Raw genomic sequence first — 14,897 nt, forward strand, 5'->3', positions numbered from 1 at the left:
AAAGAAAAAGCGTGAAAAAAAGAGGGGAAATAGCGTGAAGAAAAGTGTGAAAAAGAGTGGGAAGGAGCGGGAGAAGGAGAATTCGGAAGACTTTTTTCGAACTTCGGTGGAATGCGGGTTTGGGTAGGTGATTTCGGAAGGGAATTTTGCGGGAGTCCATAGTAGATAGCAAAAAGACGAAAAACTAACGTATTTTCTCTTTTTTGTTAAGGGTTAAGGTAGCAAAGAGAAAAACAGAATTGTGTAACTGAAGAATAAAACCCTTATTTGTTAAAACAGACTTTTCCACAGTTTATCCACACCGAGAATAATCATTTTTATAAAAAGAGTGAGAAAAAGCCAGTTATCCCCGACCTATCAACAATCGAGGAAAAGCGGGAGACAAAACTATAAGGTATGACATAACCCTGATAATTCGGTAGACATACCATCAGTCGTTTTCTCAGTTTTTTGTTTAATCGAACGTTTGATTAAACAAAAAACAAGCCTTGTTGAATATGTAATAAAGCGAGAAAGAAAAACTGATATATTATTTAAAACATATATGAAATTAAAAATACCGACTCTTGCACAAAAATAACTTTCCAAGACCCAATGTTGGTGATCCGATTTGGATATACCAATCTATCAAGACTTAGGAAAAAATATGATAATCACTACAGAATTTTAAAAATATGTAAAGAAGATTGAAGTGTACCTCTATAAGTAATGAGCAGTTGATTAGAAGGATGTACATAAAATCATATATTACTTGGATTGTGATGTTCAGGCATGATGTCTTGACATTTTTTTAATAGTAAAACCATGTTGAAATCTAAATAACTTTACATTTTAATTTTATTTGAATATGAAACTTGACTAATTAGACAAAAAAGTAAATAATAATGGTAGATTATGGAGTGGAGAGTGAGTTAATGAATTCTAAAATAAAAGAATGTATGTTGAGTCCTGAACAGAGATACTTAATCCTTCAAGGAATTAAGAATAGCAAGGAAGCGTTTCGAGAGTCAACCCAATCAATCCCAAACACAGTCACCAAGAAGCACACTCCTCATTTGCTATCTGATTTAATAAACGAGCATGTTTTGAGAATGATAGAACAGAATCCTCACACACAAATGAAAGTTTATCCCAAGATTGCTGGATTTCACCCATATATTGCAATTCATGATACCGTAAGAAACATATTCATCCTACTTTCTAAATTGCCTAAAAGCAAATATATAATGAGTCCGAGTGGCTATAGAAAAGAATTTTCATCTGCCAACTTGAATCGCCTTTTGGATATGGGGGTTCCACAAGATGAATTGTTGAAAGATGTCCCTGTATATCAAGGATCGCTATTTTTAGGCGAGGCTAATCAGCCTTTTGGCATCATCGTTTGCTATGATAGCAAGAGCGATATTGTTTTTGAGGGAGCTTTAAGACCAGACCAGGAAGATTGGATTTTTAAAGAAGACATTACAGATGATATTAATCTTACAACTGGCAGTCTCTTTGGTCTAAATAGCCATAACCTGGAAGATATTAAAGTTACATTAAAAACTACAACGGCAGACGATGAAATTGTCTTAAAACTAAAAAATAGTACGTCATCATAGATTTACGTAAATAGTTGGGAGTAAAAGTATATGAATACTGATCAAGAATTGAAATTTAATCCAAAAAGGCTAAGGGAGGCTCGTTTAATACGGGGGTTATCAATCAGTGAACTTGCTGAACAGCTCCACATTTCAAAGCAAGCGATATCCCAATTTGAACTTGGAGATTATACGCCTAAATCTGAAACAATGATGGCTATAATCAATACTCTAAAATTCCCGAAAAACTTTTTTTATAAAGATTATAAGGATCAGTTTGTTGGTAATACGTTTTTTAGGGCGAATGCTACAGCTACAAAAAAAAGTAAAGAAACTCAGCTAAACAAAACCCTCTTGGCTGGATATATTTACGAGTATTTATTTGACTATATTGAGTTTCCAGAACTGAATCTGCCAGACATAACTGAGTTCGATAATGAATGGGATAATGAATCCATTGAGAAGTTGGCAAAAAATTTACGTGAATATTGGGGTATTGGTGATAAGCCAATCCCTAATATTGTCCATTTAATAGAGCGAAATGGGATTATGGTCTTCTCTGTAGATACGGATAGCCAAAAGGTAGATGCTTTCTGCCAGCATAGAAAAGGAAGACCGTTTATATTTCTTGGGAATGATAAACAATCTGCTTTTAGAAGGCAATTCGATGCAGGGCATGAGTTAGGACATATTCTAATGCATAAGGATATTGACAATCAAGAAGTGCTAAATAAACTTGAATTCAAACAAATGGAGAACCAAGCACACCGCTTCGCTTCTGCCTTTTTATTACCTGCAGAGGCCTTTGCAAAGACGGTGACATCAACTTCTTTGCTACACTTTATTGAGTTGAAAAAATATTGGAATGTGTCTATGGGAGCAATGATATATAGATGTTTCGATTTAGGGCTAATTGATGAAAGTCGGTACACCTCTTTACAGAAACAAATGTCTATGAAAAAAATTAGAACGAAAGAACCTCTTGATGATGTATTTCCTCTTCAACAGCCTGTTGTACTAAAGAAAAGCATCCTCATGTTGCTTGAAAACAATGTAAAAAATGAATTGCAGTTGATTCAAGAAATGGCAGTTCCACAAGAGTATATTGAGATGTTGTGTAACTTGAATAGAGGTACTTTGAATTTCAAGGAACCTGAGCCAACTATAAGGTTAGTTAAAAAGTAATGAATAAATTTAACACCAATAGATTGAAGAAGGGAGTAATGGATATTTTATTTCTGATGCTGGAAAGGATGAATTTTAATGGTAACGGGTACAAGTGAATGTTTCCTTTGCAAAGAAAAAAAGCCATTAAAAGCAAGTCATATAATTCCAAAGTTTGTTGGAAAGTGGCTGAAAGATACATCGGCAACTGGCTATTTACGTGAAACAAAGAATGCTGATAGGAGACAGCAAGATATAACGAAATTACCTTTATTATGCAATGATTGCGAACAACTATTTTCAAAAAGTGAAAAATTATTTGCAGAAAAAATTTTTAAACCATTTCAAGATGGAGAAAAACGATTTGATTATAATATATGGTTAATATATTTTGTCATTTCCGTTCAATGGAGAATAATTACTACCCAAAAAGATACTGCAAAAGAGATTCCCGATTTTCTATTGAGTCATTTAGATACCGCATCTGCAATATGGAGAGAGTTTTTACTTGGTAACAGTAACAATGTTGGTTCTTATGCCCACCATATGTTCTTCTTAGATACAATAGCAACGGTTGGTGACAATCTAACATTGCCTGATAAACCCAATATGTATTTATTAAGATCAATTGACAGTACAATTGCGTCAAATGGAAAAGATACATTATTTGTATATACCAAGTTACCAGGTATTATTATAGTTTCACATATTTATCCCAATAATATGAGAGGTTGGGATAAAACTAAGATTGTAAAAAGAGGAACTATAAAAATCCCTCAGGTTTGCGCTGTTAAAGGGTTTGGAGAATTTTTAAATCATAGAATAGAAGAATCGAGGAATTACACAATAAGTGAAAACCAAATCACAAAAATTAATGAAGAAGTAAGAAAAAATGAAAAACATTGCTAAATTCCAAATCAATTGAGGCAATGATAGCAGACGAAGAGTTAAAACAATTTAAAAACAGATTGTAGATTTTTTTATGAATTATGCTTAAAAGTGGCCAAGTTTTTATGGTTGTTCTGGTTCGGAAACATTGATTTATAGGAGGTTAGTGTCAATGAAGGATATGGAAAAAATTGTGACCCTAAAGTGTGTTGTGTGTGGAAATGACCAATTTTCATGTGTTGACGAATCAATCGAAGATATACAGGATGCCCCTGATGAAGCAGAGGTTAAGTGTTCGGATTGTGGGAGGGTAACAACAAAAGAACAACTTTTTGAAGATAACAGCGAGGTAATTGAGGCTAATGTCGAAGACTTTAAAGAAGAAATTGTTAAACAACTCCAGAAGGATTTCAAGAAGTTGTTTAAGTAGGAGGCTTTATGGATTCAATCGAACTGTGGTTAAAGTTTAAAGAGATTTTTGTCGACATTGTGAAATACGGCTTTCCATCAATAGCTATCCTATTATCCATCCTATCCTTTAGAGATTCCAGGAAAGCAAATAAGATAAGGGATAGGCTCAATGAATTAGAGGAGAAACTAAAGAGATATGCGATAGAGGAAAAGGAAAAAGAACGAGAACAAGCCAGTAAAGCATGTGTCGATGCTCGAATAGTGAATATAGCCAAGAACAAATACAAACTCAAAGTTTGGAATTCTGGTAAAGCTACAGCTTATAATGTCGATTATGAAATTCCACCTGAATATAACGGCGTAATATGGAGAGACAAAGTTCCATACGAGTTTCTTGAACCAGGGAAAAGTTTTGAAGAACATGTGATTGTGCATATGGGTACACCAAGAAAATTTACGATCACTACTACATGGGAAGGTGAAAAAGGTACAAAGTATTCAAAGGAGCAAATATTAACAGTGTAAGTTCTTTATTTCCATTGAACTAATTTGAATACAAATAAAGGAGAAATCTTATACCTTTAACCTTAACCCTTAAATCTTCTATGTAACTAAAAATTAAAATTCCTAACCCGTCACAAAAAACCTTTCCGATTTCTCCTTTGAGTGAGAAAAAAGATTTCGGAAAAAAAGCGTGATAAAACCAGGGTTATCCCTTACGGGATAAGCCTTTTTCTTTTTGAGTCAGTCGGAAAACTTTTTTCGAGTTGGAGAAAAAGCGTGAAAAAAAAGAGGGAGAAAAGCGTGAGAAAAAGCATGAAAAGAGGGGGGAAGGAGCGGGAGAAGGAGAATTCGGATGACTTTTTTCGATCTCGAAAACGAAGGAATGCGGGTTTCGATGGGGTGATTTCTGTGGGAGTTTTTTACGGGAGTACAGAAAGAGGGCAGCTGACCTGAGGGAAAGCTGCTTTTTTTTATTGAGCTCTAAAGAATCCTCATACTTTTTTTCATATAATTCTGTAAAATATAGTTTATAGAGTTATTAAATGGGGTGAGGTTAATGGTCAATGATTTCCCGATCCTTGGTAATGATGGTGAATCGATATATTCCAATCCTGATGAATTGCTCGATTTGTTCCTGAATTGTACGGCAGATGGGGTTGCCATCATTGATATGGAAAACCGTTTTATAAGGGTCAATCATATGTATACGGTGATTTTTGGCTATACCGAAGCGCAGGTTATCGGCAGGAAATTTACCGATTTTCAGAATCTGGAAGAAGTGAAGAAGATTATAAAACTGGTCAAGCTGGGGAAGGTTTACAGCAATGTGATCACACAGCGCTATCATCAGGATGGTTCGATTCTGGATATATCGGTTTCCTATTCTCCTTTCAGAAATTCCAAGGGAAAAATCATAGCTGTTCTGGCTATATTCCGTGATATGACAGAGTTTAAAAGTATGGAGAGGGAATTAAGAAAAACCAGGGAACTGTATGACTTAATTACGAAGAATACGACAGATATGATCAAGGTCTTCACAAGGGAACAAACGGTGATTTATGCATCCCCATCTCATGAAAAAGTATTGGGATATTCGCCGCTGCAGCTTGTGGGGAAGTCCTGCACCACTTTCATATATTCAGAGGAAGAGAGGGAAAAGTTTAACAAGGTCTCTCAAAACCTGCTTAAAACAGGAGAGCCTCAGCTCCTTGAGACAAAAATGAATACGGCCAATGGTGATGTCGTTTTCGTAGAGGCTAGCATTTCCCCTATTTTCAACGATAGGGGTGAAATTGAATTATTTGTGGCAGTAGGCAGAAATATAACTGACAGAGTGAATAATGATGCTGTTTTGAGGAATTTGGATCGCCTTTCCATTATTGGACAGCTTGCTGCAGGGGTTGCCCACGAAATCAGGAACCCGCTGACTTCTTTAAAAGGTTTTTCAAAACTGCTCCAATCAAGCATTAATCAGGAAAAACAGGATAATTATCTTTCCATTATTATGGAAGAGCTTGATCGAATTGATATCATTGTCAATGAGTTCATGTCTTTGGCAAAGCCTCAGGCAATCGAGTTTGAGAAAGGAAACTTAATGTCTATTCTGGAAAGTACGATTAAGGTGCTTCATCCGCAGGCACTGCTTCATAATGTCCAGATTCATCTCAAACATAGTGAGAATGATATTATGCTGTTATGTTCACCTCCTCAGCTGAAGCAAGTGTTTGTGAACTTTTTAAAAAATGCGATTGAAGCTATGCCAAACGGAGGAAATGTATATGTCAGCACGCAGCAAATAGAGAGCGGGCGTGTAAGGATTGCTTTTGCAGATGAAGGGGCAGGCATTGATGATGAAATGCTTAAGCATCTTGGGACACCTTTTTATACAACAAAAGATAAAGGAATCGGTCTGGGGCTCACAGTCAGCAACAAGATTATACAGGAACATCAAGGGCTGATGACTATCGATAGTTTTATAGGTGAAGGAACTACGGTGACTGTAGAATTGGATTGTATATAGTTTGTTCTGCCCATCTCTTTAGGTGTGGTTTTTTTAAAAAATGAAACACGGCCTTGCAGCACATAGCAAGGCCGTGTTTTTATTCTAAAGCATCTTTTAGAACTTTCCCCTCCAAAAAGTCAGGAGCCGGTATCTCCAGCAGTTTATAAACGGTTGGGGCGATATCCAGTACGGTAATCGAGCCAATTCGGCTGTCATTTTTAAAAGAAGGGCCTTGTGCAAAGAATACAGCCTTAAGTTCTTTCCGATCAGGGCTGCCGCCATGGCTGCCGAGTTCTATTGCCGGCATTTGGGGGCTTGTTAAGCTGCTGCCCATCATATAGCCTCTTGCACCAAGCAGCAATATGTCTCCCTGATTAGGGTGCTTATTCTCTTTTTTATTATCATAGGCAATCTGATAAGGCTTTTCTTCTTTCCTAAAGAGGTAATTGGAAAAATGCTTTGCCGTTTGATTAAATTGGCTGAACTTTCCTTCGGCGAGGAAATCACCGGCTTCACCCAAATAGCCCTTTAGGATTTTTGTCTTAAATTCGGATTTGATTTTATATTCGCTAAAGAGTTTCAACACTTGGTCTGCAGCCTTTTCCTTTTCTCTTTTGGAGAGGTTTTCATTCAGATATATTTGGGCAGCTGATCCGCTGGCTACAGCCATTGCTTTGGACTTCTCCTCATCCACTCTGCCTTTTTTATCTGTTTTTAAAAGACCTGCTTCTTTCAGAAGTGTGTTTGGAGCCAGAATGGTGTGGACTGGCTCCATGCCGTGATCAGATACCACAAGAAGGTGGTCTTCTTCGCTAAGGCTGTCCATCGTCTGTCCTACTACATCATCTGCAAGCTTGTAGGCCCATTCAATGTATTTCGAATGTCTTTGGGAATTTCCCTCTGAATACCCGGGCTGCCGCGGATCTGCCAGCAGAAAATGATGTGATTCATAATCAATCTGGGGTGTGTAAAACATCAGCAGATCGGGCTGGTATTTTTCTTTAATATAAAGAGACACATCAGTTGCCCAGCGGACAAAACGCGAACCAATTTCCTCGTACTCTTCCCGAGTAATCCACTTTTTTTCAAAAGCCTTTGTATCATCCTGGACGGGGAAAAAGCCGAATTCCGATAGAAGCTCCTCTTCAAATCCTTCTGGACCTTCAATGAGGGCTGACGTAACGGCAGTACGGTAAATGCTCGCTTTCTCAAGGCTGGCATCAGTTTTCAGCTTAAACCAGAACCCTGCAGATTCACCGTCAGCTTCAACAGGAATTGACCCCCATTCATTGGCATTGACGATAACATCTTCGGAGTCTGCCGAACGGTTTTCCGAAAAAATGAAGCGGTTATAGCCGGTTTTTCCATCATCCGAAGTGTCTAAAGCTAATATATAGATCTCTTTATTCTTTGCTTTTTTCAATGGCAGCTTCACTGCAGCTTCTTTTGCAGGGCTAAAGCTGTTTTCGGTGTGCTCCCAGCTCTCTGTTTTTTTGAACTGAAGCTTATCCAGAGAGCTTTCTGCCCAGGTTTCACCATAATAAACTGCATAATCAGCCTGTTCGCCTGCATCAGGGTTTGACCCGGGAAACAGCACGGTTGCTGTTGTTTTGCCATTCTTTTTGGCTTCTGCCCAAAGCGGGCTTTTATCAAGCGGCTGATGAAAAGCGCTTTCTCCATTGGCCAATTCCTTGTTGGGGTCCTGCCATTTATTGCTGACCATGCCGGTTTCCGATGGAACTGCACCTGAAGCAATTGCCGCATGTGATGGTGCGGTCAGAGAGGGGGTTACAGTCTTGGAATCCTTGGCGGCTACTCCGTTCTCCATAAGTGACTTAATATGAGGAAGCTTGCCGTCCTTTACAAACTCTTTTGCCAGGTCGTTTCTCATTCCATCAAAGGAAATCAGTACAACCTTGTTTTCCTTCTTAGAATCCTCTGTATATCCTGAGGAAGGAAATACAATCGATCCTATTAATAAAATAACTATATAAAAATAGTGCTTATTCATTATGTTTCCTCCAAGATGTAAGTAAATTGGTACAAGAGCTTATTCCCTGCATTTTTTATAAATAAACATTTTCAAAAAGGAAGATATACAGATGCCAAATATACTGACTCCGCTAAATAAGCTAATTCAAACTGATTCAATAGAATCAATAAAATTTTTCCAGTCCCAAAGAGGTAGACTTGAAGTTTGCGAATCTTTATTTTTAGAGTAGTCCGCAAAGTTCGACAGAAAAAAATGAGGGATATGGAGGAAAGTGTATGGCAATTTTAAAAGGTTCATATGGAAACAGAGCTATATTAAAAGGGACTGTTGCTGCAGCTATTTTAGCAGGAGGAGTCTTGTCGCCGTCAATTCCGAGCTTTTCAAACGAGGCAGTTGCAGAAGCAGCTTCCTATACTTACACAGTGGATGCAACCAGTCTGAATGTCCGTTCCGGTCCAGGTACAAATTACAGCCGGATTGGCAGCCTGGCCCAAGGCAGCAGTATTCAGGCTATTGACCGTCTTGCGAACGGCTGGTACAAAATAACGTACAATGGCAAAACAGGCTATGTCAGCGGCCAATATGTTAAAACAAATGAAAAACTTTACCGGGTGGATGCTACCTCATTAAATGTCCGGAAAGGTTCAGGTACAAATTACGGGAAAATAGGGTCCTTGAAAAACGGATCTGAATTGAATGTTATACATAAGGAAAGCAATGGCTGGTATAAAATTTCCTACAATGGCGGCACGGGTTATGTAAGCGGTGATTATGTGACAGTCAGTGACGCCCGCCTGTCCAAGACCAATGTGCCGCTCATTGCCCAGCGGCCAGAGCTGCCAAGCGGATGTGAAGTCACTTCACTGGCGATGGCACTGAAGTTTTATGGAGTGAATGTCAGCAAAACCACACTAGCAAAAAAAATGCCATATGACTCAACCAAGCTGGTAAGAAATGCAGACGGATCAATTAAAACCTGGGGGGACCCTGATGTCGGGTTTGTTGGAACACCTTTTGGCAACGGACACACGATAAATCCGGGGCCGCTGAAAAAGCTGCTTGATCAATATCGTCCTGGCGGTGTAAATTTGACCGGGAAGGATTTCTCGGAAATAGAAAAAGCTGTTTCAGAGGGTAACCCTGTACTGGCATGGTTTACAATCAGCCATGAAATGCCGAATAAAAGAACCTGGAAAACGCCTGCAGGCAAAACGATCAGTGCACCGACACCTCTGCACTGTATTGTCGTAACCGGTGTGGATGCCGATTATGTTTATTTTAATGACAGTGAAGCTGTTAAAAAAGATGTTAAAATGCCAAAAGAGAAGTTCATTAAGATCTACAATGCCATGGGCAAGCGTGCATTGGCGGTTAAATAGCCATAAAACACCTGCGGAAAATTTCCGCAGGTGCTTTTTTTTACAAAATATACGTCTCAGGTCTTAGCAACGATTACTTTTGTGGTCTATGGCGGGCAATCGTGTTATTTTGTATCGTATAACTTGAGAAGTTTTTTAAAAGTGTTTTAATAGATTTAAGGATATATGCCTTTTTTGCTGAAAGATGTCTGTGGATGAAACTTTAGGTTTATCAATTACGTATAAATAAGTAGGACTATGAGTAGGAGTCGATAAATATGAATTCCTTTTTAGCATTTGCTTTTCGCCTGCTGACGGCTGTTCCATTGTCTGTCAGTGTCTGGCTGGCCAGTTACTTTGCTTTCGGGCAAACATTTTTTCTGTCAGGGGTTTATGGAGCTGGAGCCGGGCTGCTCACTTATTGGGCCGGAGGATTGATTCAGCGCCGCCGCTTTTTGAAAAAGCATGGATTGACGAAAAGGGAATACCAATATATAAAGCGAAATCTTGATGAGGCACGCCGCAAAATAACCCGTCTGCACAAAGCGATGTTCTCAATACGGCATTTCCCGACACTGAAGCAGCGCATGGAGTTCATGAGGGTGACAAGGAGGATTTACAGACTGACCAGAAGTGAGCCGAAACGGTTCTATCAGGCGGAGCAGTTTTATTTTTCCCATTTGGATTCTGCTGTGGAGCTGGCGGAAAAGTATGTCTTTCTATCTTCCCAGCCGAGAAAATCCCGTGAACTGGATCAGTCCCTCCAGGAAACGAGACGTACACTTGATGCACTTACCCATCATGTGGAGGAAGATCTTCACCGGGTTATAGCGGAAGATATTGATCAGCTTCATCTTGAAATTGATGTTGCCAGGAATTCGATTGAGAAGATAAAAGAATCAAGAATTCATGATGAAAGCAGGAGATTAAAATGACCGAAGAAAAACCGTCCCTGTTAAAAAATACTGATTTGATGGATGATTTGCTGGCAGATCCTTTCGGGGTGAATCAGCAGCCTGTTTCCTCGCCGCTGCAATCGGAAAAGCGGACAAGGCTGATAGATGTGATCCCGGAAGAAAACCGCGAAAAAGCCTATCAGCTTGCAAAGCAAATCGATCCTGCCAATCACCAGGCGATGATCTCATACGGAACACCAGCTCAATCAAAGCTGTTATCGTTCTCCCATACTATGCTCGAGCATGTTCAGAAAAAGGACGTTGGTGAAGTGGGAACGATCATCAATGACCTGATGAAAAAATTCAGCGATGTGAATCCGGATGAGCTGAAGCCGGAGAAATCATCCTTTTTTGCGCGTATGTTCGGAAAGATTTCCGGTTCAGTTCAGGAAGTCTTGTCCAAATACCAGAAAACGGGAGCTCAAATCGACCGCATCAGCGTCAAATTGGAAAGAAGCAAGAATGCGCTTCTTTCCGACATTGTCATGTTAGATAAGCTTTATGATAATAATAAAGAGTATTTTCATGCGTTAAATGTCTATATTGCAGCCGGTGAACTGAAGCTTGAAGAACTTCATGAAAAGACGATTCCTGAACTGAAGAAGAAGGCAGAAGAGTCAAATGATCAGATGAAGTTCCAAGAAGTAAACGATATGATTCAGTTTGCTGACCGCCTGGATAAACGCCTTTATGACTTGAAGCTGAGCCGTGAAATAACGATTCAAAGTGCGCCGCAGATCCGGCTGATACAGAATACCAATCAGGCATTGGTTGAAAAAATCCAGTCTTCCATCATGACCGCCATCCCTCTTTGGAAAAATCAGGTGGCCATTGCCTTGACGCTGCTTCGCCAGCGCCATGCCGTCGAAGCCCAGAAGAAGGTTTCAAAAACCACCAATGATCTTCTATTGAAAAATGCGGAGATGCTGAAAGTGAATACGATTGAAACGGCACGTGAAAATGAGCGGGGCCTTGTCGATATTGAAACATTAAAGAAAACACAGGAGAACCTGATCTCTACTCTTGAAGAAACCTTGAGGATCCAGGAAGAAGGCAGGAATAAGCGCCGGCAGGCGGAACATGACCTGGCCAATATGGAAAATGACTTGAGACTGAAGCTGCTGGAGATTAAGGGAAATTAAAAGAAGAGCGATGTTCAATCAAACGTTTGATTGAACATCGCTCTTTTGCTGTTTAAACTGTTAATTCAGTTTCAGTGGCAGGTGTTTGTTTTTTTACAGGGAGCTTGATGACAGCTTCTGTTCCTTTCCCTTTCTCGCTATTGAAATAAATGGAACCATTATGGGATTGGACAATCTTGAAGCTGACTGTGAGTCCGAGGCCTGTTCCCTTCTCCTTTGACGAATAAAAAGGTTCACCGATCCTATTTAGGCGATCTTCCGACATGCCGCAGCCATTATCTTTAACCAGGATAGTCAGCAGATGGTCTTCCGCCAGCAGTGTAACGGTTACTTTGCCGCCTTCTTTAGATGCCTCGATGGCATTTTTTATGATATTGATAAAAAGCTGCTTTAGCTGATTTGGTTCACATTCAATCATATAAACATCAGATTTTAACAGAAATTCAATCTGGACATTGTGCATGCTGGCTTCTGTTTTTAAAAGCGAAATGACATTAAACAGGATCTTTTGGACATCTGCTTTTGTAAAACAAATATCCTGAGGTTTGGCAAGAAGCAGCAGCTCGCCGACAATATGGTTGATCCGGTCCAGTTCCTCCTGCATGATCTGATAATAGAACTGATGCTTTTCATCTTCCAGCTGCATGAGCTGCACAAAGCCTTTTAAGGATGTCAGAGGATTTCTGATTTCGTGCGCAACACTTGCAGAAAGCTCCCCAACCACAGAAAGCTTTTCAGTGCGGCGCAGTCTTTCTTCAGCCTGACGAAGCTTTGTCACATCTTTCCCATATCCGATGACCCCGGCAATTTGACCATTCACAATAAGCGGAAGGGCAGTGCATTGAATAGTCAGTGTGCTGCCATTTTTATGATTGAAATCAAACTCACAGGTCTTTGGCTGTTTATCTTCAAGGATGCCTGTAAAGTCTTCAATGGCCTTCGCTTTATAAGGAACCGGTATTATTTCATTGATGCTTTTACCCAATGTTTCATCAGGGCTGTATCCTGTCACGGCTTTAAATTGGGGATTTACTTTCGTAATTGTGCTATGAAGGTCTGTCATAAAGACTATCTCGGTATTATATTCAAACAGGGATTTATACTGCTGCTGGCTTTCGGCAAGCAGCTTCTCCACATGCTTTCTTTCTGTAATGTCCCGGCCGATAATAACCAGTCCTTTGCGGCTTCCATCGGCATGGAAGAGCGGAACTTTAATTGTATCGAACGTTTTTTCTGTTCCGTCAGGTAAAGGAATAACTTCTTCAATGCGTGTAATTTTACCGTTTCTCCAGGTTTCTTCATCTGATGTTTCACAGTAGCGAAGTGCGTCTGCATAAAAATCAGTGTACTCGGCCAGTTCTGAGTCCTTCTTGCCTTTATAATCGACATTTTCGAGATTGAATAACTTAAGTCCAAACTCATTAGACTCAATCCAGCGGCCTTGACCGTCTTTGAAATTAACGAAATCCACCATGGAATTAATTAAAGTGGAAAGGCGCTTTTCTTCTTCTCTTGAGGCGCTGAGCTCATCTCTTTTGCCTATAAAATAATAGAGCAGCCATCCTGTAGCAATGATGTACAGAAATTCTTTAGCTCTGAATAGAAAACTGACAAGAGAAGAAGGTTCAAGCATATGTAAAAGGTAATTCGTTCCGAATACCCAAATAAGGCTGATGATCACATATAAGCCCAATACCTTTTTTTTATTCATTAGCTTATATTTCTCCTGTTCTTTATTTGGCTGAAAAAAAGCTGGAATTCAGTCAAATTAGTATTTTTCACGTATAATAATAGAATATACAGGTTGCATATACAGATTATATATAGCTTCTATTCTATATGATTTTGGCAGAGTCTTCTAGTGCCAGGAAATTAGTAAAATCATATTATAAGGAAAAAGAAAGGGAAGGACAAGCATGTATCTGACCATTAAAGAAACCGCAGAATATTTATCTTACCCTGAGTCATATGTAGAAAGCCTGATTCAGCAAAGGAAAATACGCGCCATTTATGACGGAGAACAGTATTTAATTTACAAGGAACAGTTTAATGCCCATCTAAAGCAGGTGGAAAAATACAGGGAGCTGGTGGAGGAAATTTTAAATGAGCCGATACCGGAGGACCGGGATATCAAAGATGAGGATTAAATTGTACAATTTCCCTTGAATCACATTATTTTACAATTATTATTAGCTTGGATAAACTATAAGTAAATAATGTGTTAAAGGAGGAAGTATGGATGTTTGATATTTTAATAGTGGGTGCAGGTCCTGCCGGTGCAAGTGCTGCGCTGTTTGCCGCCAAAGCGGGCAAGAAGGTAGTGGTTGTGGATAATGATAAAAGCATGACTAAACGTGCATGGGTTGAAAATCATTATGGCGTTATGGAAATCACTGGCCCGGAACTGATTGAAACAGGCAAAAAGCAAGCTGTTAAGTTTGGGGCAGAGATCACTGAAGGAACTGTAGAAAACATTGAAAAAGCTGAAAGTGGTTTTACTGTAACAGCAGGAGAAAAATCATATTCAGCGAAACATGTGATTGTAGCAGCTGGTCTTTCAACTGATTTAGCAGAAAAAGCCGGTTTGAAAACAAAAGCAGGGACTGAGCCTCGCATTAAAACGGTTCTGGATGCTGATGCTGACGGTAAGACGAATGTTGATGGCATTTGGGCAGCCGGAACTATTGCAGGAGTCAGCGTCCATACAATCATTACAGCTGGAGACGGTGCGAAAGTGGCGATTAATGTAATCAGTGAATTGAACGGCGAGCGTTATGTGGACCATGATTTAATGAAATAGAATGGGAGAAGGCTTGCATTGAGCAGCCTTCTTTTTTGTCTATTCTTCCTATTATAAATTTACTAATAATAACAAAATATCCAAAATATAGATTTTTGT

The 14,897-nt window shown here is 39.3% G+C and carries 13 protein-coding genes; 11 read left to right on the plus strand and 2 right to left on the minus strand.

Annotated elements, in window-relative coordinates:
* Positions 1–914: 914 nt before the first annotated feature.
* The 6 genes from ACTHRG_RS11990 to ACTHRG_RS12015 all read left to right on the plus strand — a co-directional run bounded on the left by ACTHRG_RS11990 (position 915) and on the right by ACTHRG_RS12015 (position 6,567).
* Positions 915–1,601 (plus strand): hypothetical protein, encoded by a 687-nt coding sequence (locus ACTHRG_RS11990; RefSeq protein ID WP_076258231.1) that lies wholly within the window; start codon positions 915–917, stop codon positions 1,599–1,601.
* 30 nt (positions 1,602–1,631) lie between these two features.
* Positions 1,632–2,765 carry a helix-turn-helix domain-containing protein gene (locus ACTHRG_RS11995; RefSeq protein ID WP_076258233.1) on the plus strand — a complete coding sequence of 378 codons (1,134 nt, stop codon included), beginning with the start codon at positions 1,632–1,634 and terminating at the stop codon, positions 2,763–2,765.
* 78 nt (positions 2,766–2,843) lie between these two features.
* A complete protein-coding gene (locus ACTHRG_RS12000; RefSeq protein WP_076258235.1) occupies positions 2,844–3,653 on the plus strand; it encodes a hypothetical protein in 810 nt (269 codons plus the stop codon).
* A 151-nt stretch (positions 3,654–3,804) separates the two neighbouring features.
* A complete protein-coding gene (locus tag ACTHRG_RS12005; RefSeq protein WP_076258237.1) occupies positions 3,805–4,062 on the plus strand; it encodes an ECs_2282 family putative zinc-binding protein in 258 nt (85 codons plus the stop codon).
* Positions 4,063–4,070: 8 nt separating this feature from the next.
* Positions 4,071–4,568 (plus strand): hypothetical protein, encoded by a 498-nt coding sequence (locus tag ACTHRG_RS12010; protein ID WP_076258239.1) that lies wholly within the window; start codon positions 4,071–4,073, stop codon positions 4,566–4,568.
* 535 nt (positions 4,569–5,103) lie between these two features.
* A complete protein-coding gene (locus tag ACTHRG_RS12015; RefSeq protein WP_076258241.1) occupies positions 5,104–6,567 on the plus strand; it encodes a PAS domain-containing sensor histidine kinase in 1,464 nt (487 codons plus the stop codon).
* A gap of 79 nt (positions 6,568–6,646) precedes the next feature.
* Here ACTHRG_RS12015 and ACTHRG_RS12020 read toward each other — a convergent pair whose 3' ends face one another.
* Positions 6,647–8,560: an alkaline phosphatase family protein gene (locus tag ACTHRG_RS12020; RefSeq protein ID WP_076258244.1), complete on the minus strand. Its 1,914-nt coding sequence runs from the start codon at positions 8,558–8,560 to the stop codon at positions 6,647–6,649.
* 257 nt (positions 8,561–8,817) lie between these two features.
* Here ACTHRG_RS12020 and ACTHRG_RS12025 point away from each other — a divergent pair, with 257 nt between their 5' ends.
* From ACTHRG_RS12025 to ACTHRG_RS12035, 3 genes are all read left to right on the plus strand, one after another.
* Positions 8,818–9,921 (plus strand): SH3 domain-containing protein, encoded by a 1,104-nt coding sequence (locus ACTHRG_RS12025; protein WP_076258246.1) that lies wholly within the window; start codon positions 8,818–8,820, stop codon positions 9,919–9,921.
* A gap of 257 nt (positions 9,922–10,178) precedes the next feature.
* Entirely contained in the window at positions 10,179–10,835 is a 657-nt protein-coding gene (locus tag ACTHRG_RS12030; protein ID WP_048009740.1) for a 5-bromo-4-chloroindolyl phosphate hydrolysis family protein, read from the plus strand.
* Positions 10,832–11,998 carry a toxic anion resistance protein gene (locus tag ACTHRG_RS12035; RefSeq protein ID WP_076258248.1) on the plus strand — a complete coding sequence of 389 codons (1,167 nt, stop codon included), beginning with the start codon at positions 10,832–10,834 and terminating at the stop codon, positions 11,996–11,998. Before ACTHRG_RS12030 ends, ACTHRG_RS12035 begins: the two co-directional genes overlap by 4 nt.
* A gap of 52 nt (positions 11,999–12,050) precedes the next feature.
* On the opposite strand, the gene ACTHRG_RS12040 is transcribed toward ACTHRG_RS12035, so the two are convergent.
* Positions 12,051–13,709, minus strand: a complete 1,659-nt coding sequence (locus ACTHRG_RS12040; RefSeq protein ID WP_076258251.1) for a PAS domain-containing sensor histidine kinase — start codon at positions 13,707–13,709, stop codon at positions 12,051–12,053.
* Between the two features lie 205 nt (positions 13,710–13,914).
* Here ACTHRG_RS12040 and ACTHRG_RS12045 point away from each other — a divergent pair, with 205 nt between their 5' ends.
* Complete coding sequence (locus ACTHRG_RS12045; RefSeq protein WP_076258253.1) at positions 13,915–14,145, plus strand: excisionase family DNA-binding protein; 231 nt, start codon at positions 13,915–13,917, stop codon at positions 14,143–14,145.
* A gap of 92 nt (positions 14,146–14,237) precedes the next feature.
* Positions 14,238–14,798 carry an FAD-dependent oxidoreductase gene (locus ACTHRG_RS12050; protein WP_076258255.1) on the plus strand — a complete coding sequence of 187 codons (561 nt, stop codon included), beginning with the start codon at positions 14,238–14,240 and terminating at the stop codon, positions 14,796–14,798.
* Positions 14,799–14,897: the final 99 nt, after the last annotated feature.

The organism is Cytobacillus sp. SAFR-174 (assembly GCF_051964675.1).
Taxonomy (GTDB): Bacteria; Bacillota; Bacilli; order Bacillales; family Cytobacillaceae; genus Cytobacillus.